This is a genomic window from Chryseobacterium sp. MEBOG07, assembly GCF_021869745.1.
In the GTDB taxonomy this organism is placed as follows: Bacteria; Bacteroidota; Bacteroidia; order Flavobacteriales; family Weeksellaceae; genus Chryseobacterium; species Chryseobacterium viscerum.
Map to the genome: position 1 here is coordinate 3966362 of NZ_CP084579.1, position 24935 is coordinate 3991296.

A 24935-nucleotide genomic window follows, 5' to 3' on the forward strand; every position below is an offset into this window, starting at 1 on the left:
CGATGATCAGAATATTTACATTTATTTTTGTCTGGCTGCTGATTTTTTTCAGCAGTATGCTTTCTGCACAGACATTGCAAAGCTTATCATTGTCCGGAAGCATCAATTCCGGCAAAGCGGAGCAGATGGAAATCAATCTCTTCGATACCAATCAGAAATTAATCAAAACAGAGATTGCTGATGACAATGGTAAATTCAATTTCAATGATTTAAAAGAAGGAACCTATCAATTAAAGATCAATAAAAGCGGTTCTGAAGTCTACCATTCTGAAAACATTGTGTTGGCAAAAAACACTGTACTGTCTTCTATTGACCTGAATGTAAAATCTATTGAAGGGGTAACGATCACCAAAACCAAGCCTCTCATTGAAAGGCAGGACGGAAAAATGATCATGAATGTTGAAAACAGTATTGCCAGCACTGGAAATTCTGCGTTTGAAGTACTGGAGAAGGCTCCGGGAGTCAATATAGACAACAACGATAATATCAGTCTCCGTGGAAAAGGAAATCTTCTGGTTCAGATTGATGGTAAAAATACGCCTATGACCGGATCTGATCTTGCCAATTATCTTAAAGGAATACCATCTTCTACCATTGAAAAGATAGAATTCATAACGAATCCTTCTTCCAAATATGATGCATCGGGATCTGCCATTATCAATATCAAACTAAAAAAAGAACAGAGAAAGGGAACCAACGGAAGCATTTCAACCTCTCTGGGCACGGGTAAATATGTGAAAAACAACAATAGTTTTAGCATTAACCACAGGAATAAGAAAGTCAATATTTTTGGAAATTACAGCTTTGCTTACAGGGAAGCTTACAACGGTCTGGTACTGGACAGAAATTTCTATGAAGCCAACAATTTAAAAAAAGCATATGTACAGGACAATTATTTGAAATTCAAATTCAACAGTCATCTTGCCAAAGCAGGAATGGATTATTATCTGAATGATAAAAATGTGCTTGGGTTTTCTGTAGGACTGGTTTCAAACAAGTTCAATATTAACGGAGATAATTCTAACGTGACCCTGGGCAGCAATCACCTTCCTGAAAGCTCTTTCACAACCGTCAACAGATCAAACGACCGCTGGACCAATCTTTCATTTAATCTTAATCATAAATACACGATAGATTCTTTAGGTTCTGAAATCTCAACCGATTTTGACTATATCAATTACACGAATTCTTCTTTACAAAGTTTTGATACCAGTACTCATGAAATCGCCAGCGGTATGAACAGTCTTGATATCATCAAAGGGGATATGGACGGAAAATTGAATATTTATTCTTTAAAGTCTGATCTGACGAAAAACTTAAAGAACGACTGGAAGCTGGAAAGCGGTGTTAAAACGAGTTTTGTAAAGACGGACAATGACCTGAAATTCTTCAATGCAAGCTCAGGAGTTTCCATTCCCGATTTTTCTAAAACCAATCATTTTATTTACGAAGAAAACATCAATGCAGTCTACGGAAATGTCTCTAAAAAATGGGAGAAATTTAAAGCTAATGCAGGGTTGAGACTTGAAAACACGAACGTCAAAGGCACCCAGATTACAACCAACCAGGTCAACAAAAGAAATTATACCCAGCTATTTCCAAGTGCTGTTTTTTCCTATGATCTTACGGATAAAAGTAACCTGGAAGTCAATTTCAGCAGAAGGATTACAAGACCAAGCTACAATCAGCTGAATCCTTTTAAGTTCTATCTTGATCCTACCACGCTGAAGGCCGGAAACCCAGACCTGAATCCGCAGATCACGATGAATTATGAATTGACGTACAGTCTTAGCAATAAATATTTCGCCACATTAAGCTACAGCAAGACTTCTGACAACATTACAGACATCTTAAAACCTGTCATAGAAAACGGGCAGATTGTAACCGTACAGACGATTGAAAACCTAAGTTCTGCTTCTTATTTTGGGCTAAACCTGATCGCTCCGGTAAAAGTGACCCCATGGTGGGAGATGAACAACAGCGCCAATTTCTACTATGGTTCATACACTGGAAATGTTTCCGGAACACAGATCAATAACCAGGGGAATTTTACCTTTAGCATCAACAGTATTAATTCCTTTAAATTAGGAAATGGTTTCTCCGCTGAACTTACCGGAAATTATAAAGCCAGAGAGGTCTATGCCTATCTGAATGTGAGCCCTAACTGGTATTTGAATATTGGTGCACAGAAGAAATTTAAGAACAACAGTGTACTGAAGCTCTCCTTCACTGATATTTTCTTTACCAGCAACATCAAAGGCCAGACTGTTTATAATGATTATATAGAAAACTTTGCGGTAAAAAGAGATTCGCGTGTCGCCACAATCTCCTATACTTATAATTTTGGTTCTTCTAAAAACGGGCAGCCTAGAAAAACGGGAGGTGCTGAGGACCTTAAGCAGAGAATCGGAAGCTAGTTGGAAGAAGTTGGAAACGCAAAGGCGCGAAGAAAGAGGAATAAAATGTTGGATTTAAGTCGCAAGGATTTTATCTTCGATAAAATTGAGTATCGCATAATTATACATTTATTTTAATCTTTTGTTGATTTTGTAGGGGAAAAAAGATGCAAAAAATAAAACAATATGCTTGTTGGAAATTTTCGATTTCCCTGCGTCCTACTCAATATAAATAATTAAATTCTTTTGCACCTTTGCGTATCCAACTTCATAATATAAAAAGCAAAAATCCCTCAAATTGAGGGATTTTTTATATCTAAGAATGAATCTTATTAAGCTTCGTTAGAAGGCGTTTCGTTTTCCACTTGGTTTTCTCCTTGTGGTTTTTCTCCTTCCGGTCTTCTTTGTCCTTCTGGTCTTCTCTGTCCCTCAGGTCTTCCTTGTCCTTCCGGTCTTCTTTGACCTTCTGGTCTTCCTTGTCCTTCTGGTCTATTTTGCCCTTCTGGTCTTGCAGGTCTTGGTAAAAGAACTTTACGAGAAAGTTTCATTTTCTTACGGTCATCGTAACCCATGAACTTAACTTCTACTTCATCACCTTCTGCATAAGGAACTTTGTCTAGACGAGCCCACTCAATTTCAGAAATGTGAAGAAGTCCTTCTGTACCTTTAGCAATAGCAACAAAAGCACCGAAATCCATTACTTTCACAACTTTTCCGTTATAAACTTCGCCTACAACCGGTACGAAAGTAATTTCGTTAATTTTTGCAACAGCAGCATTGATTTTCTCTCTGTCTTTTCCTGCAATTTCAATACGTCCGATCTCTCCTACTTCTTCAATAGCAATCACTGTATCAGTATCTTTCTGCATTTGCTGAATGATTTTTCCTCCAGGTCCGATTACAGCACCAATGAAGTCTTTAGAGATCTCCATTACTACCATTTTAGGAGCGTGAGGTTTCACATCTGCTCTTGGTTCAGAAATAGTTTCAGTGATTTTATTTAAGATGTGTAATCTTCCGTCTCTAGCCTGCATCAAAGCTTTTTCCATGATATCCATAGAAAGACCCTGAATTTTGATATCCATCTGACAAGCAGTGATACCGTCTGCAGTACCTGTTACTTTGAAGTCCATATCTCCCAGGTGATCTTCATCTCCTAAGATGTCAGAAAGTACAGTGAATTTACCCGATTTTGTATCCGTGATCAATCCCATTGCAATACCGGAAACAGGTTTTGTAATCTTTACCCCAGCATCCATTAATGCTAATGTTCCTGCACAAACTGTTGCCATTGAAGACGAACCGTTTGATTCTAGGATATCAGAAACAATTCTGATGGTATATGGATTCTCTTCAGGAATAACTGCCTGTAATGCTCTTTGAGCAAGGTTCCCGTGTCCTACTTCTCTTCTTGAAGTACCTCTTAAAGGTCTTGCTTCACCTGTTGAGAAAGGAGGGAAGTTATAATGTAAGAAGAATTTTTCGTCGTGCTGAGAAATAACACTGTCTACCATGTTTGCATCTTTCACAGAACCTAAAGTTACTGCTGTTAAAGACTGAGTTTCACCTCTTGTAAACACTGCAGAACCGTGAGCTCCCGGAAGGTAGTCAATTTCTGACCAGATCGGACGGATCGTCTGAGGATCACGACCGTCAAGACGGATATTGTCTTCAAGGATCATCTGACGCATCGCTTCTTTCTCTACATCATGATAATATACTTTTACGAAAGGGGTTACTCTTTCCAATTCTTCAGCATCTTCAGCATATTGAGCTAAAAATTCTTCACGAAGTGCTTTGAATTTTTCTCCTCTCTCTTCTTTACCAGAAGGAGTTCTTGCTACTTCATATACTTTATCGTAAGTCTCTTTCCAAACTTTTGCACGAATTTCTTCGTCGTGGTTTTCGTGAGAGTACTCTCTTTTTGGGAAAGCCTTACCTACTTTTTCTGCTAATCTCTCCTGAGCTTCAATCTGCTTTTTAATTTCAGCATGACCGAAGATGATCGCTTCTAACATTTCCTGCTCAGAAATCTCCTTCATCTCTCCTTCTACCATTACGATTGAATCTTTAGTAGCTCCAACCATAATATCCAATTCAGAATTTTTCAATTCTTCGTAGCTAGGGTTGACAGAAAGTTGTCCGTCAAATCTTACTACTCTTACCTCAGACATTGGGCCATTGAAAGGAATATCAGTGATTGCGATAGCTGCAGAAGCGGCTAAACCTGCTAAATCATCAGGAATCGTTTTTCCGTCATAAGAAATTAAAGAAATCATTACCTGTACTTCAGCGTGGAAATCTTCAGGGAAAAGCGGACGCAATACTCTGTCTACTAATCTCATTGTTAAAATCTCCTGATCTGAAGGTCTTGCTTCTCTACGGAAGAAGTTTCCAGGAATTCTTCCACCTGCATAGAATTTTTCTCTATAATCTACTGTTAATGGTAAAAAATCTACACCAGGATTTGCTTCTTTATTGGCTACAACAGTTGCTAAAAGCATTGTTCCACCCATTTTTACTACCACAGATCCATCAGCCTGCTTGGCCAACTTCCCTGTTTCAATAGTGATTTCTCTGCCATCAGCAAGAGTAATCAGCTCTGTAAACGCTTGAGGTATACTCATAAATTTGTCTTCTTAATACTCCGTATTGAGTATGAATTAATATTTAAACTCTTTAAATTTCGTGTGCAAAGGTACTATATAATAATGATATATTAAATTTTTCAATTGCATTAATAGGCTCTGAAAATACAAAAAATTGGCTATCAATTGATGAAAGATTCAAAAATGTGTATCAGTAATCTCAACTTATTCATTATTTGTGAAAATAAAAAAGTGTTTTTTTAAAATAATGCATGGAAAAATCCTGTTGTTTTTGTATTATTGTCTCAAAAAGTGAAAATAATAATCTGATTAGAAAAAAGATATCCATTTCATTATAAAAACGATTAAAATTATTGCAAAAATATAGGCGGATTCCTATATTTGCCCTACTTCACCAATTACAATGCTGTAGGAAAAAAAGTTAAGGGCCTATCCTTATACAGATAAATAAATGTTTATGACTAATAAAGAAGTACAACCGCAAAGCAGGAATTATACGGTTCCGTTGATTACCATCACCCTGCTGTTTTTTATGTGGGGATTCATCACCTGTATGAATGACATCCTGATCCCCTATCTGAAGCAACTTTTCAATCTTACCTTTTTCGAGTCCATGCTGGTACAGTTCTGTTTTTTTGGAGCTTACTTTATCGGATCTCTGATTTATTTTCTGATTTCCATTACAAAAGGAGATCCCATCAATAAATTAGGGTATAAAAAAGGAATACTGTTCGGAATTTTCCTTGCAGCTTTTGGCTGTGTTCTATTTTACCCGGCAGCTACTTTTTCTTATTATCCTTTGTTTTTGGGGGCTTTATTTATTTTAGGACTTGGCTTTACGGTACTGCAGATTACAGCCAATGCCTATGTTTCATTACTGGGAAGTGAAGAATCCGCATCCAGCCGATTGAATATGACCCAGGCGTTCAATGCATTTGGAACAACCATTGCTCCGGTGTTGGGAGGTCACCTTATTTTTGAATTTTTCTCTTCTCCGGACGGATCATTCAGTGCTGTAGCAACAAGAATTCCTTACTTAATTTTTGCAGGTATTCTTTTATTGGTCGCTTTATTGATTTCCAGAGTGAAGCTTCCGTCATTCCAGATGGGTGAAGAGGAAGTGGTGAAAGGCTGGGGAGCTCTTGAGTTCAGCCATCTGAAATTCGGAGTATTTGCCATGTTCTGCTATGTGGGTGGAGAAGTTGCTGTGGGAAGTTTTATCATCAGTTTCCTTGAACAACCACAGATTATGGGCTTTAATGAAATCATCAGTAAGAATTATCTTTCTCTTTACTGGGGTGGGGCCATGATCGGCCGTTTTCTTGGAGCAATCTCTTTAAACCAATCTTTAAGCCAGGGTAAAAAGGCTCTTTATATGCTGGGTGCAGCAGGAGCTGTTTTCCTTGTGATCTTCAGTATTGTGAATCTTACCTTTGCTCAGATCAGCTTTTTCCTTGTATTCATAGTTCTTAATTTCATTGCCTTTTTCATTGGTAAATCGGCTCCGGCGAGAACGCTGTCAATCTTTGCAGCTGTCAATGTTGTATTATTGATTTCTGCTATGGTAAATCAAGGTGAACTGGCGATGTACAGTATTCTGGGAATCGGAATTTTCAACTCCATTATGTTCTCGAATATTTATACATTAGCGATTTCAGGACTGGGGAAATATACCAGCCAAGGATCTTCCTTAGTGGTAATGGCGATTTTAGGAGGGGCTATCGTTCCTATTTTCCAGGGATATCTTGCGGACCAGTTTGGAGTACAGCATTCATTTATCATTCCTGTATTCTGTTATCTGGTTATTCTGATCTTTGGTGCTTATTGTACCAAATATCTCGGTCATGTAGAAAACACGGAAGCCAAATCAGGACATTAAAATATATTACATTCAAATATACAAAGCGGAATATCTCAAAAATATTCCGCTTTTTTTCGATCTTATAGTGTAACTTTCTATTAAAATAAGGATAGACCAACACAATTACAATGAAAACACAATTAAAGCTTGAATACGCAGCATTTCTATTGTTAGGAATATATGCTTTTGCCCAAACAGAATGTTCATGGTGGTGGTTTGCAGGACTTTTTCTGGCTCCCGATATTTCCATGTTGGGATATACAGTTAATAATAAAGTTGGAGCTGTTTCCTATAACATCTTCCATCATTTTGGAGTAGCTATTATCTTTTATCTTGCCGGAACAGCCTTGTCTCTACCCTATTTACAAATGATTGGAGCGATATTATTTTCTCATTCAGCTTTGGACAGAATTCTGGGCTATGGATTGAAATATCCGGATAGTTTTCAGAATACACATTTGGGGAAGATTGGGAAGAAAGTGGAGAAGCTATAATTGCAGACTGTTAAAACCACCCCGTCAAAAATTCTTTGAATTTTTGCCACCCCTCAGGAAGAGGGGAATTTTTGCTCCTTCAGTTCGAGTATTGTCACCATTGTAATTCCCATCAATACTATTCTTTTATTATCACATGAAAATCAAAGACTTTTAAGAACTTAAGTGCTCTTCTAAAGCATTTAGTGGTTTCTAAAAAAGCTTTTGTGACTTTTGTGGTTAAAGATTCCCAATACTGCAAAAAAAAAGCAACTTCTTTCGAAGTTGCTTTTTATTTTGAAAATCTTTATAGATTATTTTCTTAAACCTAGTTCAGCAATAATTGCTCTATATCTTGCGATATCTTTGTTTTTAAGGTAATCTAATAAACTTTTTCTCTTACCTACCAATTTCACTAGAGATCTCTCTGTGTTGAAATCGTGACGGTTAGCCTTTAGGTGTTGAGATAAGTGGTTGATTCTGAAAGTGAAAAGAGCGATTTGTCCTTCAGCACTCCCTGTGTCTTGTGCAGATTTTCCGTGTTTTGCGAAAATTTCCTGCTTTTTGTCTGTTGTTAAGTACATTCCAATATTGTTTAATGATTATTATGTAACGGGTGCAAAATTACGACTATTTTTTGATTGTGCAAACATTATTGATTTCATAAATCAAAATTGATAGAAAAAAATGTTAAAAATTTCTTAATAAATTATATGCAATCCAACGAAAAGGCAGTAATTTTGCATTCGAATTACAAATGAAAAAAATTATATTCTTTACAGCAATTGCTAGTTTTCTATTGATCGGCGTTACTTCGGTAAAAGCTCAGAAATCTGCTGATGATAAAATAAAAAAAGTTCTCTACTTTAATCCCGAGGTAGAGCCTGATGTTGATGAGATAAAAGATCCTACCAACGCAGCATTCTTTGATGTTATTTCTGATAATTTCAGCAGCAGAAGAAATAAAATGCTCCGGGCAGAAGTTCAGGTTCCCTTTGACAGCATAGACAAACAGACCATTGTAGATTACTGCCTCAATAATGACGCAGATTTTGCCATTGTTTCCAAAGTGAGATATTTCAAAGTAGGTTTTGGAAAATACGTTTTCTCCAATCAGGTAGTGGTCAGCATGAAACTTTTTGGTGCCGACGGAAATCTTGTGACTGAAACAGATCATGATACCTATAGAAAAAATATGCGTTTACTGGGATCTACAGTAAATTCTGTTAAAATAGGAACTGAAGGAGCTATAAAAGGGATCATTAAAAAACTGAGAAAACTGAAGCCAACAGAATCTGAGCTTTAACTTTAAAGTTGGAATATAGGACCTTTGATTTTCAATGATCAGTTTTACTTCGCAAATGAATCGTGAATTTTGCTATGCATATTAATAGGCATATCAGCTAATTCATAATTCATTCATAGACTACTTCCTGTAGAATATATACCCATTAATCGATAATGTAAAAGTTTTCATTAGCTTAGTTTCATAATTAAATCCAGTTCTTTAGGAGAATTCAAATTTAAAGAGGCTGAGCGGAAATAAATTTTAGGAAGTATCATACCAATTCTTTAGAATATACAGGCTGATCATATTGTCATAGACTATGTATAAATGATCCGTGTCCTGAATTACAACACTTTTCATGTTAAATATTTGAGCGCTTGTTTTATTTATAAACAGGTGCTTTTTATATTAAAAAACGTTATAAACAACTGATTGATAGTTAAATATTTTCACCAAACAAGGAATTATTAAATATTTTTTACTATTTTAGTGTACCATTAAAACTAAATCATATGAAAAATTTAAAGAAACTCAGTAGAGAAAAAGCAAAGCAAATTAAAGGCGGATCTTTTGAAAGATGCAGTGATATTAATCCATGTTCTGTAGGATGGTGCTGTAATGGGATTTGCTCACCATTCATCTGTCTTGAATAAACTTAACACTCAACTATAAAATAAAATCACATGAAAAATCTAAAAAAAATCACTAGACAAGCGCAAAAGGAAATCAAAGGCAGTGGGCCTTTCAAAAAATGTACAGAGCATTACCAATGTCCAGGCGGATCATGCTGCCATAACATATGCGTTTTAAATCCTTGTCCTTTAGAATAATATATGGATTATTACAGACACCTATTTCTAATAGGTGTTTTTTTTATTTAATTTTTAAATAAAAAATCAGTTTAAAGTAAAATATTTTCACCAAACGATGAATAATATAGAAATATTTATTATTTTAGTTCAACATTAAATCTAAATTATATGAAACATTTAAAGAAACTCAGCAGAGAATCTGCCAAAAAAATTAATGGAGGTATCGGACCATTCCGATGCAGCATAACAAGACCTTGCTCCGTTGGATATTGCTGTAACGGAGAATGTATTGATCATGATTGTATGATAGAGCCTTAATATATTGATCATTATGAGAAACTCAAATCTTAAAAAGCTAAACAGACAGGAACAAAAAGGAATTAACGGGGGCGGAATAAAGAAATGCGGCAGCAATGCAGATTGCGGTCCATATCTATGCTGCACCAATAACGTCTGTGTATTCATTCCTACTTCAGAATGTGAACCCATTTAAAAGTATATTGGAATTTAAAATTTAATTTTTTGAACATCCGCTTCGGTGGGTGTTTTTTTGGCCTTATACTGAAGGACTAAACTTTAATTAATCCTTAAATTTCCCAGTTTATGGCTTAGTCTTAAAAATTTGAATTATTTTTGCATATCCAAAAATTTCACGTTTTGAATTCTAGAGACGAACTTATCTTTAACCCTGCCGATATTGCCGAAACTCTCAGCGAACTTCATGCTGACGAGAGGCTGCTCGCGTTCCTGAAGGTTCCGAAAGAGTACAAAGCAGAAGTTTTTTCACATCTTGACCCTGATTTTCAGGAAGATACCATCAGAAGTATCGGAAGCGATGAAGTTTCTGAAATTCTGAATGCAATGACTCCGGATGACAGGACTGCTCTTTTTGAGGATTTTCCGGATGAGCTTATCAAATATTCCATCAATCATCTTAATCCGCAGGAAAGAAGAATTGCTTTAAAGCTTCTTGGTTACAACTCTGATTCTATTGCCCGTCTGATGACGCCATATTATATCCAGATCCGTAAGGAATGGACGGTAAAAAGATGCCTTCAGCAAATCAAAAAGGTAGGAAAAGAGTGGAAACCATGAACTATCTGTATGTGGTGGATGAAAGAAACCGTCTGATTGATGATTTAGCTGTAGGAAGTTTACTGTTGGCCGAGGAAGATACTTTAGTGTCCGATCTTATGGACAACCATTTTGTGGCGATTACCACGATGACTTCCAAAGAAGACGCCGTTACTTATTTTGAAAAATATGACCGTTCAGCACTTCCTATTATTACAGAATCGGGAGTTCTTGTAGGGATTGTAACTATTGATGATATCCTTGACCAGATTGAGCAGCAAAACACCGAAGACATTCAGAAATTCGGGGGTCTTGAAGCCTTAGATTTACCGTATACCCAGACTTCTCTCATCGAAATGGTAAAAAAGAGAGGAATGTGGCTGATTATATTATTCTTTTCCGAAATGCTCACCGCATCAGCCATGGGATATTTCGAAGACGAGATCCAAAAAGCAGTGGTGTTGGCATTATTTGTTCCATTAATTATTTCCAGTGGTGGAAACTCAGGTTCACAGGCCGCAACACTTATTATTAGAGCAATGGCACTTCAGGAAATCGGTTTAAAAGACTGGTGGTATGTCATGAAAAAAGAAATCTTCACCGGATTGTTTTTAGGAGGAATTTTGGGAATTATCGGTTTCTTAAGAATCATGATCTGGCATGAGGCAGGCTTCTTCAGTTATGGTGCCCACTGGGTTTATGTAGGACTAAGTGTAGCCGTTTCTTTAGTATTGATCGTACTCTGGGGAACTCTTTCAGGATCAATGGTTCCATTTATCTTAAAGAAATTAAAACTAGACCCCGCTACTTCATCTGCTCCTTTTGTAGCCACTCTTGTAGACGTTACGGGACTTATCATTTACTTTTCTGTAGCCGGACTTTTCTTAACGGGAAAACTTTTGTAATTTTAGGCATCATCTAACATGCCAATATGAAAATCGTTTCACTTGTACCCTCTATTACTGAGGCATTATTTGACCTTGGACTTACTGAAAATGAAGTCATCGGGAGAACAAAATTCTGTATTCATCCTCAGGATAAAATAAAAAATGTACCTGTAATTGGTGGGACCAAAAACATCAATATCGAGAAAATCAAAGCACTGCAACCGGATCTTATTCTTGCCAATAAGGAAGAAAATGTAAAAGATCAGGTGGAAGCTTTAATGGATGATTTTAAGGTAATGGTAACCAATGTGGAAACAATTGAAGACAATTATTACCTGCTTAAAAATCTCGGAAAACTTCTCGGAAAGGAAGACAGAGCACAACTTTTCAATCTCAAAATTTATGATATCCTGAATCAGGCAAAACTGGACACGCCTATCAAAGCAGCCTATCTTATCTGGAAGAATCCTTATATGACAATTGGCTCAGATACCTTTATTCATAAGATTTTATCAGAAATTGGTTTCGAGAATATTTTTAAGGATAAAACCCGTTATCCTCAAATTACCACTGAAGATCTTGCAGATGCTGATGTAATTATGCTTTCTTCCGAACCCTTCCCATTTAAAGAAAAACATATTGAAGAACTGCAGGCTTTCTATCCTGACAAAAACATTATAATCGTAGATGGTGAGGCATTTTCCTGGTATGGAACGCATATTGCGAAATGTGAGAACTACTTTAAAGAATTGCTGGCAGAAGTACACCGTATGCAGCTTTGATTTTTAGACACAAAATATTTTATAACAACCTAATCATCTTCAAGTTGCTGCTCAATGCTTGAAAAATATATTTACGTTTTTGAAAATATCCGGGTTCAAATTACAGATAAGAATCGTTTAAATTCTATGGAATGGTAAATGCGACCTTTATATAGCATCTCTGTTACAAAAATCGTTAATTTTGTTATTGTAAAATTTCTGGTACATTGACGTGTACTATTTATCCATTAAATATTTAATACACATGGCTGATACGGTTATATTATCTGAGGGAGCAGAGTTTGATCACGTTATACAAGAAGTCTCAAAATACATTCACCTTTATGTAATGGCGTTTGAAAAGAATGAACGGACCATAACACAAGTGGACAAACGTGAAAATATGTATGGCGGAAACGGAACCGTATATATGATACAGATGTTTGATCAGAAGGAATTGGCTAATAACCGTCTGGCAGCTTATATGGTTTTATTGAATAAGGGTGATGAATCCGGGTTTCACACGCACAATCAAAGAAATGAGCAAGAACTGTATGTGGTCATGCATGGAACCGGGGAATATCGTGAGAGAACCGGAATTGAGGGACCAATACGAAAGAAAATTCTTCAGAAAGGGGATATTACAGCCATCAATTCCATAGGCTATCATTCTATTGAAAATACAGGAGACGAGCCTTTAATCATGTTTGTTATTACCACCTATCATTCATAATCTATGAAGGGTAAGGCTGGAAATTTATAACTCTACATTCTATTTCAATACTCTAAAAAAACTCCAACTATAAAAGCCGGAGTCTATATTATATTCGTATTGAAATTCAATTACAAAATCTTGGAAACTTCCTTACAAAGCCATTCCAGCAATTCACGATCTTCGCTTGTGAATGGGTCAACTGTATGAGAATCAATATCAATTTGACCAATATTTATTCCGTCTTTAAAAATAGGAACCACTATTTCTGCTTTTGTATCGATTGAACAGCTTAAATAGTTGCTTTCTTCATGCACATCAGGAACTACGAATGTTTCATTGGAAACCGCAACCTGACCGCAAATTCCTTTTCCGTAAGGAATAATGGTATGATCGGTAGGAGCTCCCACGTAAGGGCCTAGGATCAGTTCCTCTTTATCTCCGTTTTTGAAATAGAAACCTGTCCAGTTGAAGTAAGAAATCTCCTGGTCCAATAGGTGGCATACTTTTTCAAGTTTTTCTTCTGTATTATGCTTAGGACTTTCAAGAATTGAGGAAAGTCTTTTCTTTAATTCTGACATTGTATATATTTTTTAAGAGAATTGTTTTAACGAAAGTTCTTCTTTATATCCAAACATTCCGCGCTCTTTGATCATTTCTGCAACTCCTTCCGGAACTTGGCTTTCCCAGCCTTTCACACAACATGCTATTTTTCTCAGTATTTCTCTGGAATAAATTTCCAGGAACTCCGGATTATAGTTCGTAATATCTACAATACGATTGTTGTGTTTGAAATATTTGTATAATTCTTTCAGGTTTTCTTCTACTTTCAGGTTTGAAGAATCCAGTAACTGGTGCGTTTCAGGATCTTTATAAGGATACAGATACACTCTCATTCCGTTTCTGAAAAACTTCCCGAATGCTTCAAGAATTCCTCCAGACATGTTTTTATAGTATTTCTCGTCAAATACCATCAATAGGTTATTTACCCCCATTGCGACTCCGATATCCCCACTTGTGTAAGAAGCGAAATAATCGATCAGTCTGTAGTACTCAGAGAAATTTGAAATAATAACTGTGTATCCCAATTTACCCAAAATATCTACTCTATCCAGGAAATCCCTTTCATCAATATCTCCGTCTGCTCTCAGATTGGAGATCGTGATTTCGATAAGAACTTCTGTTTCTTCATGGGTACAGATTGCATCTTTCAAAAACATATCCATACCGTTTTTAAGCATATCAATGTTTACTTTCGTTACCGGTCTGAAACTTCCTCTTACCGCGAAAATATTTTTCTTGTACAAAACATCTGCCGGAAGCATATTATTCCCCTCTGAATTGAAGATCACCGCATCGGTCATTCCATTTTTCACCAATTGAAGAGACATCAGTCTGTTATCAACATAGGCAAAAGCAGGTCCGCTGAAGTCTATCATATCAATTTCAAGGTTGTCTTTTGCAATATCGTCGTATAGAGATTCTACTAAAGTTCTTGGATTGTCAAAGTAATTGAAAGCCCCGAAAATAAGGTTTACCCCAAGGTTTCCTAAAGTTTCCTGTTGAAGGGTAGCATCATTTTCTTTGAATTTTACATGGATTACGATCTCATTGTAATCTTCATTTTCTTTGGTCTGAAAACGGATTCCTACCCAGCCGTGGCCTTTTACAGTTTTGTCAAAATTGATGGTTGTTACCGTATTGGCGTAAGAAAAGAATTTTCTATCGGGATTATTATCTCTGGAAATTCTCTCTTCAATCAAAGCGACTTCATATCGAAGCATTTTGCGAAGCCTGTTTTGGGTAACGTACCTGTTTTTTACTTCTTTTCCGTAGATGGCATCACTAAAATCCTTGTCATAGGCAGACATTGCCTTTGCAATCGTACCGGAAGCTCCCCCTGCTCTAAAAAAGTGGCGAACAGTCTCCTGCCCTGCTCCAATTTCTGCGAAAGTACCATAAATAGCAGGATCTAGATTAATTGTTAATGCTTTTTGTTTAGGAGTTAGTTTCTGATACATTAGGACGTGAAATTTTTCGTAAATTTACCAAAATTAAACCAACCTCAAAAGAAAATGAAGTTGAAATTTTTAGGAACTGGTACTTCTCAAGGTGTACCCGTTATAGGCTGTACATGTGAAGTATGTACTTCCGAAAATCCAAAAGACAAACGTTTGCGCTCTTCCGTGATGATAACTACGGAAGAAAATAAAAAAATACTGATCGACTGTGGTCCGGATTTCAGACAGCAAATGCTTACCAACCACGAACATAACGTAGATATTGCGTTGATTACTCATGAGCATAATGACCATGTAATCGGGTTGGATGATATGCGTCCACTGATTTTTAAAAGTGGAAAAGATGTTCCACTCTACTGCTATTCAAGAGTTGCTCATGAAATAAAAAACAGATTTCCTTACGCCTTTGCTGATGTAAGATATCCCGGAGCGCCCGCTTTTGAGCTTCATGAGATTGAAAACAAACCGTTTCATGTTCTCGATACAGAAATCACTCCTGTGGAGGTAATTCACTATAAAATTACCGTTTTCGGATATAAGTTTAAAAACCTTGCTTACATCACAGATGCCGGCTTTATTTCAGAAACGGAAAAGGAGAAACTGAAGAATCTGGATGTTCTGATATTAAACTGCATCAGGAAATTTGATCCTCACCCTGCCCATTTTATCCTTCCGGATGTGATCAGGTTGTTTGAGGAACTAAAACCTAAGCAATTATTTCTCACTCACATCAGCCATCATTTGGGACTGCATGATGTTGAAGATAAGGAGCTTCCTGCCGGAATACACCTTGCCTACGATGGTTTGGAACTTAATTTTTAAAAAAAATCTTCAAAAAGCTTTTGAAGATTGAAAAAAGTTTATATATTTGCACACCAATTTGAAACAAACATTACGTTTGGACTCAACATCAAGCCCAGGTGGCGGAATTGGTAGACGCGCTGGTCTCAAACACCAGTTCTTAGGAGTACCGGTTCGATCCCGGTCCTGGGTACAAAAAGCCTCTGAAATCATTTGATTTTCAGAGGTTTTTCTTTTTAGATGGTCAAAAAAAAAGACTTAATTTAAATCAATTGCAAATTAAGGGACTAGCGATTATTTAGTTATATCCATACTTTAGCAGAATCAATAAAAACTCATTACACCTTTACAAAAGTTCAGGTAAAATAATGACATTCAACATTCTGTTTTCTCAAATTTGGCAGCTGGTCATCATAAATGGAAACTCCAAAAGCTTCTCTTACCCTACTCTATTCTCATTTTACTTCTGTAGATATTATTGTATAAAAATGCAGTATTTCTACGTATCGTATAAATTTCAAAATTAGAATAAATTTGTGCTCTTGATTTACAGATACTTACTGAAATACATTTTCTAAAAACACAATTCAATTAAAAATAATTACAAGAAAATTAAAAACTAAATAACCAGCGCCATGAAAATCAAACAATTTTATTCCCTGATCGCATTATCAAGCATAGCAGTGATTGCACATGCACAGGTGGGGATTAATACACCCAATCCACAAGCCACTTTAGATGTTACCGGATCTACAAATACAAGCATGAAAGATGGTATTCTGCCTCCTAGAATTTCTAAACAACAGTTAGCAGATAAGGATCCGGGAACTTACGGAATTGCACAAACAGGAGCCTTCGTTTATATCACAGACATCACTGATCCTATCGGTGTACCCCCACCTCCAAGTGTAGCAGAGGTTGGCAGTATTCATAATATTGGATATTACTATTTTACCGGATTCCAATGGGTTCCCTTTTCAATGAACCTTTATAATATAGACGGGAGTCTTTCAGGAAACAGAGTGGTGACACAAGATGCCCATTCTCTGGCATTCACTACGACGGCTATTAACGGTTTTTCAGTTGGCGGATCTACGTTTTCTGTGGATGGGGCCAATGACAGAATAGGAATAGGAACTGCTGCTCCTCAGACAAAATTTCACGTAGTTTCTACTCTTCCAAGTTTAAACCGATATAATCTGATTGATGCTACAGCCGGAACAAACCAATACGGAATTGTAGCTTTAAGAAACACTTCTCCTTTGGCTACAGGAAATTATTCGTTGCTTGGTTTTACCAATAACGGACCTTCTTCGGGAGGAGCCAATTGGGCAGTAGGATCTGTCCGTACAGGGGCAACACTCACTAATGGTTCAGAAGAGCATTTCTATATTGGAAACTCTGTTGGTGGAGGTTTAGTCGAAAGAATGAGAATCAATCCTATATCAGGAAATATTGGAATCGGGACTTCCGCTGCAACCAATAAACTTCATATCAATGCTATCAACCCTATAAGACTTGAAGGGCTGCAGGGATCTTCAGGAACTGCAGGAACTTTAACAATAAACGGTACCGGCGTTGTACAATTACAAAACTCAGCGACCATCAGTGCTGCAAGAGGTACCGGAACAGTGTCGATTACATTAAACAATACTTTTACCAATACGGTCCCTTCAGCTAAAAATTTTGACAATCTTAATGAAATGATGGGAAATACTTTCATAGCGTCTTCTACGGGATTGTATAAGGTTGATTTTAGCATTAATTATCCTCAAAGAGCAGCATCAGAAGATGGTGGGGACGGCTATTTAGGATATGCTCAGATCAGTTTGGACGGAGTTCAGCAGTCATTTACCAATACCAAAGTTACTTTACCTGAAGCCACCGGAGCTGCATCATTCGTTACCTGTATTAATTCTACTTTAGTAAAAATGAACGCAGGCCAGGCTCTTTCATTTCAAGCCTTATCTTTCGGGTCAACACCAAATTCAACGAATATTCTAGCTCCTTTTACAATTAATGTAGTTCGTATTGATTAATCATTCAAATTAAATAAAACAGGTAAAAAGTTCCCATTTACCTATTACTAAGTAAATTCTATCAACACAAATAAAAAAGTAAGAACACTTGCGCTTTGTAAGTGTTCTTATTTCTTTATATAAATAATCTGTGTAAATAGAAATACCCTTTTACATGGACAAAATAAAATTTACTTCTCATTCATCTCTTTAGTCTAGTCCTTTCAAAACCCTCTCAAGCTCAAGATCCTTTTTCTTAATAATATCATCATCAGAATACTTTATATATTCATTGATTCTTACTCCTACTTTCTGGGTTTGGGAACCATCGTAATAGAAAATACCATTTCCAGTAAATTCAAGATCATAGCCTCCGGGAAGTTTTATCGTTTTGATATCACCATCTGCTCCTGCTGTTCTTTGACCAATAGTTTTGGCCTGAGGGAAAATATTCTGAAGATTCATTGTATTCCACTCACTCATGCTAAGGGTTTCTGGATTGACGATTATAAAAACTTTTCCTTTATAAGGATGAATGGTTTTATTTTTAAAATCAGGATAGTAAGTTCCACCTCCTTCATAACTGATGGGAATATAAGTTCCAATATTTTTTGGATTGGGTTTATAGTATTTCCCAAAACGGTTTTCCACAGGGGAGAAATACTTGTAGACAGAATGAAATACAAAACCACCCCAGTCCGGATATCCTCTCATATCAAAGACCATAGCCTTTTTCGATGATGCTTCTTTGAAAATAGAATCCATATGCTCATCCAGCTTATCATCAGGAATATTATTGATGAAAGCAAAAACATCATGTATTTTAAAGTAGACAATATCTTTATGCTCTATTTTATACTGCTGCTGCAAACGGATTTTGTTCTGGATATATTCCGTCACGATGGCTAGCTGTTGTTTATTTGAAAAATTTACAAATTCTGTGTCTGCAAGATAGGTTTTACTATCCTTTGACTGTATCTCTAAATTTTTACGAGCCAGATCATCAGGCCAGATCAGATTTTTCTGAAAATCCGAAATCAGATACAAAAACGTTTCAGGGTTGGACGTGGAAAATAGTTCTCTCTTTTCTTTAATAATCTCACGGATGCTTTTACCATTGACCTTCGTTATTCTATCTCCCACATGGATATTCGCTTTGGAACAGATTTCTGGTAAAAGAATATGGGTAATCAATATATGATCATTCATGATCACATAGTCGAAAGGAGGAAAATACAATCTGTGGAAAATTGCATTTTTATAATTCAGCTGATCATAAAATCTGAAAGAATGGGTGTCTTCCATTTTAGAAACCACTTTTGCCAAAATGATCTCAAAGTCTTTTCTTGAAGTACAACGGATAGTCTGATCCACCAAATCCGAGAAATAGGTTTCAGCATTTTTATCCATAAGATACTTGTGGGGATACAAATAGTCAATAGTTCCCTGTAGCTTTGCTAATGCCAGCAAGCGGTAAGCTAATGGCAGATTTTCATCTTTTTTGAATTCGTTTGTTTTAGAATCAGCTATTTTATCTTTATTTTCAACCTCAGCAATGAACCTATGATGATAGATATCATTCAATAATGTCCTATTTTCCGAGCTGATCTTTTTATTTTTTTGATACCATTTGAAATTCTGGTTGATAGACAGAATATCTTTTGGATTATCAGTAATTGGAGTGCTAGAAAACTTATTATTCAGATTTCCTGACAAAAGAGTAATGATTGAACTTTCATTTGTTTTTTCATTCACTTTCCCAACAGTTTCCAAAAACAGACTGTCAGCATCTTTTTTGCCGCCAGCAATATCAGGGTGATAATATTTTATGAAATTCCAAGTCTTCATAAAATAGGTATAGTTATCTTTTTGGCCGTAAATCGTCGCATGAATAGCCATCACAAAAAACACTATAAAAATATTCTTCATTTACTTGAATTTGTGATGTAAAATACACTTTTAAAAGAATATTTTTCACATTTAGTTTGAATTTTATTGCAACCATTTTAATTCACTTAGTCTTTCGTCAACCGTTTTTTATACTGTGGTGCAATAAATTTCTCAATTTCTTTCCATTTGAAAGAAACTGAATATCCAGGATAACCGCTATTGGTTCTGTTTTTCTGATCATAAAAAATAAAGTCTATGCATGTTATATTCCCTGCTACACCTGTATCTATTTTGTATTGACTGAGATTTTTTATCGGAAAGGACATGTCATTATTTTCTTTATTTTTTTTGCGACACAGCTGCAGAAGTATCTTTTTGTTTATGAATAAGTTTTCTCCAACTTCTGTATCATTCTTTTCATCAAAGAAATAATAGATTGTATCTTCCCACGGGGAACCATAAGACTGAATGTGTACTGATATGTTCAGCAATCCATTTTTATTCAAAAAAATCTTATATTTTTCAAATCCAAATTGGTTGTCCCGTAACGAGTTTGTTGAAATTAAGTTTTTTAAAGTATCTTTTTTTGCATTCAATCTTTTCTCCGGACTATCGAAAAAAGTACCATTAAAAAGGTCATAGCTTTTCTGAATTTTCTTATAAATTCCGGTATTCTTAGTGTCTATTTTTAATTCCTGCAACTCAAAACATTCTTTAGAAATACAGACCGAATCTTTTAATATAGAGACCTTTTGAGCATATGAAGATAGGCTAAACAAAAAAATAAATAATATATTGAATAGGTATTTTATCATTTTTTAATAGTTCTATCAAAAACATCTCTTCTGTTAACATTGATACAAATAGAATTTCATCAAAATATCACCTTACCATCATTAATCCATCTATTTTTGAAAATAAAATTCTGTTTAAAATTTATTCAAGATTTTGTTTTGAACATTTTACCAAATATTTCTTGTTATCCAACAACTTTTCTTGAACATTGTCAAAGCTATTTTTTTTCAAAGAAAAATTCATATTTTTCGGTACTTTATACTGACAAATTTCTGTCATTAATCTTTCGCTTAAAGGATTGGTTCGGGAACTTAAAATATCAATCAAAAACCAATCTTTTTTTAACTTATCATAACTAAAACTTAATAAATCAAAATCAAGGTACTTTGGTGCATAAGTAAATTTAACAGTAATAATATTTTTCACTATTTTGAAATGCAAACTTCCTGCTTCAGCATTATAATTAGAGAAAAAAAATATTGAATCTTTCTTATTTCCAGATGATTTACCGTACTCAAAAATTAACTTATTTGTAAGTGAATCTTTATAAATAATATCCTGTTTTTGATCTAAATTCAAATCCTTTTTTGCAATAATCTGATATTGTGCATTGCTAAGCAAAGGAATTAGCACAAGCCAAATTATGTTACTTTTTTTTAGAAATACACAATTCATCATATTTAAAAAATAATTTTAGATTTTTCGTAAATTCTTTTCTTTCTTTCATTCCATAAGGATTTTTTACTTTTCCATTTATACATTGTGACACCTTTAAAACATCATCCTTATCTGCAACAAGATTAATATTTTCTCCTGTTGGTACTGTTTTCCCAAGATTCTCCCAAAACCATCCTGCTGAATCAAAAGCAAAATGTAAATTACTTGCAATAAGCGAGGCAGAGTCTACATCTATGATTTCAATAACTTTTTCTTTAATCGGTTTTCCTTTTGTATTTAAAACCTTCTTACCTTTATCATCAATTTTATCCTTATAATAAATATATTTCTCTTTGTAAAGAGGCTTCCGATCAAATAGCTCATCTATTTTCTTGTTATTTAATAGTCCTGGTTCTTTTTCTAAAACATATGAGAAATATTTTTTTTGAGTTTTTCTCCAAGTTAGCTGGATTATTCCCCTACCTTTATATCTTGGACCATCGCCCTCAACAGTATGTTCCATTCCCTTTGCGTCACTATGATTTCCTGGATTATATTTCTTACCAGAAGAATATTCTAATGTAGTGCCATATCTTGATGATTCATGATAAGATTGTGCTAAAAAATGAATTTTCCTAATACAAGTGTTAATATTATGCTTTTTCATCATACTATTAAGTTCTTCACATAATCTTTTATAAGTCTTATCAGATTCAGGTAATGTACAGTTCTCATCATAAAACAAGGAAGTTGTCTTTATCTTCTCTGTTTCTCTAAGCTTCTTAATAATTGTTTTTATATCATCTTCTGTAAAATCTCTATTACAAAAACACTTTTTATCATCCTTCTGCTCTGGCACCGGAGCCCCCTTTGGATCAATACTTTCCGGAGCATTTACCTGCCCGGAGGTTACAAATTCTATTTTGCCTGTTTCGGGAGGTATATTTCCCGGCATTTTACCTGTTCCCGGTAAAGTAGACTTTTTTAGCAGCACATAATTTTCCTGAACTTTTGCAGTTCCAAAATCCTGCCATTCTGTAAGGGAAATCATCTGAAAACCATCATCAAAGATAAAGTTGGGTATTTGTTTTTCTACAACAGTTCCTGTAAGTTTATCCTGTGTTGTCGGTACATTATTTAATACTTTAAATTTTCCCAAATGGGCATTGAATTTTATTCTGGCACCGTCTATTGCCAATAATAAACCTTCGTCTTTATTATCTTTCTCCTCATTTTCAGCACGTTTCTCCTCCATCTTCTGCTTATTATCAGACTTCATTTTGTCAGTATCCTGTGCCGTATTTTGAGTTTGAGTTTCCGGAGCATTTCCTTCTCCTTCGTTATTTAACCTATCCATAATAATGAATGTTTTAAATGAAAATTCTGTTTCTTTATTTCTATAAAACCTTCTTCATATTGGTTTCCTTTGCAGATAAATATTCCTTTGAAATCATCTATTTCTGATTGTTCTAAGTTTTGGGCAGAGACTTTTAAAATCATTTTCTCACCATCCTTTTCAGGAGTCATAATTTCTGTAAATCCGTCCGGAGATATTCTTTTTCTTTTGGTATCGAATGACTCCAGCAAACCGTTGAAGAGCAAACCGAACATATTATAACCTGTCAGAAAATCAATCAGCTTTGCTTCATCTTCTAATATACTGCTGATCTGATTGAAATAATTATCTATAGCTTCACCTTTATGTGTTTTTGATAATTCAGATTGAATTTTGCCCCATCTTAACCGTAGGAAAAGCAGATTATCTACTGCGGTAATATTGCCTTCGTTATCAACCCTGCATTCCAGTTCATCAAACAGATAACTTATTTTTTTTATAAATTTTCCCAGGGCAGTATCCTGATCCGAAAAATCGAACTCAACCACCAGAATCTGAAACTTATGATCTTCTTTATTTTTTCCAAGATAATACACTTCAATCTGCCGGGCATAGCTTTTTGTAATAGCATAAACCGGATTTCTTTGCTCCTTTACAATGGTTTCAAGCCTATATATTTTCTGATGAAGATTTTCAAGTAGCGTAAACATTATTTCAGGGGATATACTATTCTTTCATAATTACTATTGGGATCCATTCCCATCCAATCTCTGTTTGCCGACCAATGAAGATATTTGTTACGCATAATTCTCAATAAGGTCTGAGGATGATAGGCGGTAACCACAACTTCCTGCAGTGTTTTTGTTTTAATTTTATTACCGTCTTTATCAATCACTTCATCAGGTATGGGCGCTTGTACCGGTTCTGGATTTTCCAATCTTTCTCTTGCTCTTTCCTGTTTTTCTTTTTCAACTACCTCATCTGTTTTGAAATTCCATTTTTTACCATCTTCAAAGACATAATGGTGCAAAAGATCTTTTGCTGAAGGCAGATATTGGTCGTGTTCTATAGAATAGCTTATTTCTGTTTTTGCAATCATCTGATGGTCATAATGGTTTTTACCTTGTTCTTCCATGAAATGGAGCGGAATATAGCTGTATTCTTTCCTCAGGAAACGGATTCCTGTGATTTTACGGTATACACTTCCCATCGTAATAACATTGAGGAAACTATTGTTAATTTCAATTTGGTCCTTATTATACCAATGTTCATCAATCAATTGCTGTCTGCGCTTGTTTAAGAACCATACCGGTTTATGATTAGACGTTTCTATTTCATCTACTGTTTCTTTTCCGTTTTCATAAGCTCCGCCGATATCACAATGTACTCCCGGAAATTCTTTTTCAATACTGCCCGGAAAGCTGGTTAATGAGAAATTTTCCCGATGTTCATTGCCTGCTGTAAAATGAACTGCTTTAGAATAAGGTCCAGGATTCAGCAACTGTAACTGTTCGACATCATCTCCAAAATTGTAACTAGACCCTAACGTAGAATGCTTCATTCCTTCCCATCCCACACGTCTCAATCCTCCCATATCACCATATTCTTCATAAGAAGATACGGTATCATACGCCCCAATAAAACGTACATACAGTTCTAGCTCTTCCAATTCTTCTTTGGTCACTACATCTTTACTTAAAAGATAATATCCCAGAAAACCAAATTTCGGAAGCTTTCCATCAATAAGATAATTAGGATCTACCTCTATTTTATCCTTATCTATCCACATATCTCCATATTCGGGAATCGTAATCGGCCCTTCGGAAGAATCCATCTGCGTATATCCTACTATCTTACGGGATTTTTTTATCTCAACATCTACTGTTCTTTTTTTACCATTGACTTCGTAAGCAAAATTCCTTGCGGCTGCAGCTCCACGGCTGAATCCGAAAGTATCTATATATATTTTTGTAAATTGTTTATCCGCATTTAAGCTATCTCTGATTATTACTTTAATTCTATCCGCCAGCTTTTCACATCCTTTTCTTACTTTTCCTCTTACCCCTGTGATACCAGATCCATATTGGAAGCCGTCATCTACATCTCTGCGGTTATCCAGCGTCCCAATACCTTCTATATAAATAGCATAATTAGTCTGTTCACAACACTTATACAATCTGGCAACATTGGTAAAGTCGTTGCTAAAACTATTATCAACCCCCATTCTATCTAAACGGCTCCTGTGAATCCCTTTAAGATACTGCTCATATTCGGAACCGGCATCTGGCTTTTTTTTATCATCTAAATCATCATACTCATCTTCCTGTTTTTCAGTCGTATCTTCTATCGCTTTTTCTTTTCGTAAAATTTCCTCTTCAGAATCCGTGCTTTCAATTTTGTTTTTGCCATCCTTATATTTTTGGCGGAGCTCAGTATTTTTAAGATTATTCAAAGTTCCGTCAAAGAAAACACCTACCTCCAAATGCAGTTCGTCAATAGGAGGTGCATAATTTCCAGTATTGTACACAAATGTTTTTCCCATAA

Annotated in this window: 22 protein-coding genes, 1 tRNA gene and 1 pseudogene; 14 read left to right on the top strand and 10 right to left on the bottom strand. The window is 35.5% G+C overall.

The annotated features are described in order from the left end of the window. The first annotated feature begins 2 nt into the window (after positions 1 to 2). A complete protein-coding gene (locus tag LF886_RS18175) occupies positions 3 to 2417 on the top strand; it encodes a TonB-dependent receptor (RefSeq protein WP_236851015.1) in 2415 nt (804 codons plus the stop codon). Between the two features lie 311 nt (positions 2418 to 2728). On the opposite strand, the gene LF886_RS18180 is transcribed toward LF886_RS18175, so the two are convergent. Continuing rightward, a complete protein-coding gene (locus tag LF886_RS18180; protein WP_236851016.1) occupies positions 2729 to 5023 on the bottom strand; it encodes a polyribonucleotide nucleotidyltransferase in 2295 nt (764 codons plus the stop codon). Between the two features lie 439 nt (positions 5024 to 5462). Here LF886_RS18180 and LF886_RS18185 point away from each other — a divergent pair, with 439 nt between their 5' ends. Continuing rightward, positions 5463 to 6884 (top strand): sugar MFS transporter, encoded by a 1422-nt coding sequence (locus LF886_RS18185; protein WP_236851017.1) that lies wholly within the window; start codon positions 5463 to 5465, stop codon positions 6882 to 6884. A 110-nt stretch (positions 6885 to 6994) separates the two neighbouring features. Further along, positions 6995 to 7360 carry a DUF4260 domain-containing protein gene (locus LF886_RS18190; protein ID WP_236851018.1) on the top strand — a complete coding sequence of 122 codons (366 nt, stop codon included), beginning with the start codon at positions 6995 to 6997 and terminating at the stop codon, positions 7358 to 7360. 293 nt (positions 7361 to 7653) lie between these two features. Here LF886_RS18190 and rpsO read toward each other — a convergent pair whose 3' ends face one another. Continuing rightward, positions 7654 to 7923, bottom strand: coding sequence for a 30S ribosomal protein S15 (gene rpsO, locus LF886_RS18195; protein ID WP_034692246.1), 270 nt, complete (start codon positions 7921 to 7923; stop codon positions 7654 to 7656). Between the two features lie 173 nt (positions 7924 to 8096). Here rpsO and LF886_RS18200 point away from each other — a divergent pair, with 173 nt between their 5' ends. From LF886_RS18200 to LF886_RS18230, 8 genes and pseudogenes are all read left to right on the top strand, one after another. Further along, complete coding sequence (locus LF886_RS18200; RefSeq protein WP_236851019.1) at positions 8097 to 8645, top strand: pyruvate decarboxylase; 549 nt, start codon at positions 8097 to 8099, stop codon at positions 8643 to 8645. A gap of 494 nt (positions 8646 to 9139) precedes the next feature. Then, positions 9140 to 9280 carry a bacteriocin-like protein gene (locus LF886_RS18205; RefSeq protein WP_236851020.1) on the top strand — a complete coding sequence of 47 codons (141 nt, stop codon included), beginning with the start codon at positions 9140 to 9142 and terminating at the stop codon, positions 9278 to 9280. Positions 9281 to 9310: 30 nt separating this feature from the next. Next, the gene (locus tag LF886_RS24175) at positions 9311 to 9457 is read left to right on the top strand and encodes a bacteriocin-like protein (RefSeq protein WP_410685102.1); all 147 of its coding nucleotides are present in this window, start codon (positions 9311 to 9313) and stop codon (positions 9455 to 9457) included. A 150-nt stretch (positions 9458 to 9607) separates the two neighbouring features. Then, positions 9608 to 9757 (top strand): bacteriocin-like protein, encoded by a 150-nt coding sequence (locus tag LF886_RS18210; protein WP_236851021.1) that lies wholly within the window; start codon positions 9608 to 9610, stop codon positions 9755 to 9757. A gap of 13 nt (positions 9758 to 9770) precedes the next feature. Then, positions 9771 to 9932, top strand: a complete 162-nt coding sequence (locus tag LF886_RS18215) for a hypothetical protein (RefSeq protein ID WP_153816331.1) — start codon at positions 9771 to 9773, stop codon at positions 9930 to 9932. A gap of 164 nt (positions 9933 to 10096) precedes the next feature. Then, positions 10097 to 11418, top strand: a pseudogene (gene mgtE / locus LF886_RS18220) (magnesium transporter). 26 nt (positions 11419 to 11444) lie between these two features. Next, positions 11445 to 12182, top strand: a complete 738-nt coding sequence (locus LF886_RS18225; RefSeq protein ID WP_236851022.1) for an ABC transporter substrate-binding protein — start codon at positions 11445 to 11447, stop codon at positions 12180 to 12182. A gap of 244 nt (positions 12183 to 12426) precedes the next feature. Then, positions 12427 to 12894: a cupin domain-containing protein gene (locus LF886_RS18230; protein ID WP_236851023.1), complete on the top strand. Its 468-nt coding sequence runs from the start codon at positions 12427 to 12429 to the stop codon at positions 12892 to 12894. Between the two features lie 110 nt (positions 12895 to 13004). On the opposite strand, the gene LF886_RS18235 is transcribed toward LF886_RS18230, so the two are convergent. After that, positions 13005 to 13454 (bottom strand): GAF domain-containing protein, encoded by a 450-nt coding sequence (locus tag LF886_RS18235; RefSeq protein ID WP_103235133.1) that lies wholly within the window; start codon positions 13452 to 13454, stop codon positions 13005 to 13007. A 12-nt stretch (positions 13455 to 13466) separates the two neighbouring features. Continuing rightward, positions 13467 to 14894, bottom strand: coding sequence for a TonB-dependent receptor (locus LF886_RS18240; protein WP_236851024.1), 1428 nt, complete (start codon positions 14892 to 14894; stop codon positions 13467 to 13469). Between the two features lie 54 nt (positions 14895 to 14948). On the opposite strand from LF886_RS18240, the gene LF886_RS18245 reads away from it, so the two are divergent. The 3 genes from LF886_RS18245 (at position 14949) to LF886_RS18255 (ending at position 17734) form a co-directional block, all read left to right on the top strand. After that, positions 14949 to 15716, top strand: coding sequence for an MBL fold metallo-hydrolase (locus LF886_RS18245; RefSeq protein WP_236851025.1), 768 nt, complete (start codon positions 14949 to 14951; stop codon positions 15714 to 15716). Between the two features lie 92 nt (positions 15717 to 15808). Beyond that, positions 15809 to 15888 (top strand) — tRNA-Leu (locus tag LF886_RS18250). Positions 15889 to 16330: 442 nt separating this feature from the next. Further along, a complete protein-coding gene (locus LF886_RS18255; RefSeq protein ID WP_236851026.1) occupies positions 16331 to 17734 on the top strand; it encodes a hypothetical protein in 1404 nt (467 codons plus the stop codon). Positions 17735 to 17923: 189 nt separating this feature from the next. Here LF886_RS18255 and LF886_RS18260 read toward each other — a convergent pair whose 3' ends face one another. From LF886_RS18260 to LF886_RS18285, 6 genes are all read right to left on the bottom strand, one after another. Beyond that, positions 17924 to 19642 carry a S41 family peptidase gene (locus tag LF886_RS18260; RefSeq protein ID WP_236851027.1) on the bottom strand — a complete coding sequence of 573 codons (1719 nt, stop codon included), beginning with the start codon at positions 19640 to 19642 and terminating at the stop codon, positions 17924 to 17926. A gap of 86 nt (positions 19643 to 19728) precedes the next feature. Continuing rightward, positions 19729 to 20304: a hypothetical protein gene (locus LF886_RS18265; RefSeq protein WP_236851028.1), complete on the bottom strand. Its 576-nt coding sequence runs from the start codon at positions 20302 to 20304 to the stop codon at positions 19729 to 19731. A 235-nt stretch (positions 20305 to 20539) separates the two neighbouring features. Next, a complete protein-coding gene (locus tag LF886_RS18270; RefSeq protein ID WP_236851029.1) occupies positions 20540 to 21076 on the bottom strand; it encodes a hypothetical protein in 537 nt (178 codons plus the stop codon). Next, the gene (locus LF886_RS18275; protein ID WP_236851030.1) at positions 21045 to 22412 is read right to left on the bottom strand and encodes a hypothetical protein; all 1368 of its coding nucleotides are present in this window, start codon (positions 22410 to 22412) and stop codon (positions 21045 to 21047) included. The genes LF886_RS18270 and LF886_RS18275 overlap by 32 nt, the downstream gene beginning before the upstream one ends. Beyond that, positions 22400 to 23101, bottom strand: a complete 702-nt coding sequence (locus LF886_RS18280) for a hypothetical protein (protein WP_236851031.1) — start codon at positions 23099 to 23101, stop codon at positions 22400 to 22402. Before LF886_RS18280 ends, LF886_RS18275 begins: the two co-directional genes overlap by 13 nt. Further along, positions 23101 to 24933, bottom strand: a complete 1833-nt coding sequence (locus LF886_RS18285; RefSeq protein ID WP_236851032.1) for a phospholipase effector Tle1 domain-containing protein — start codon at positions 24931 to 24933, stop codon at positions 23101 to 23103. Before LF886_RS18285 ends, LF886_RS18280 begins: the two co-directional genes overlap by 1 nt. Between the last annotated feature and the right edge of the window lie 2 nt (positions 24934 to 24935).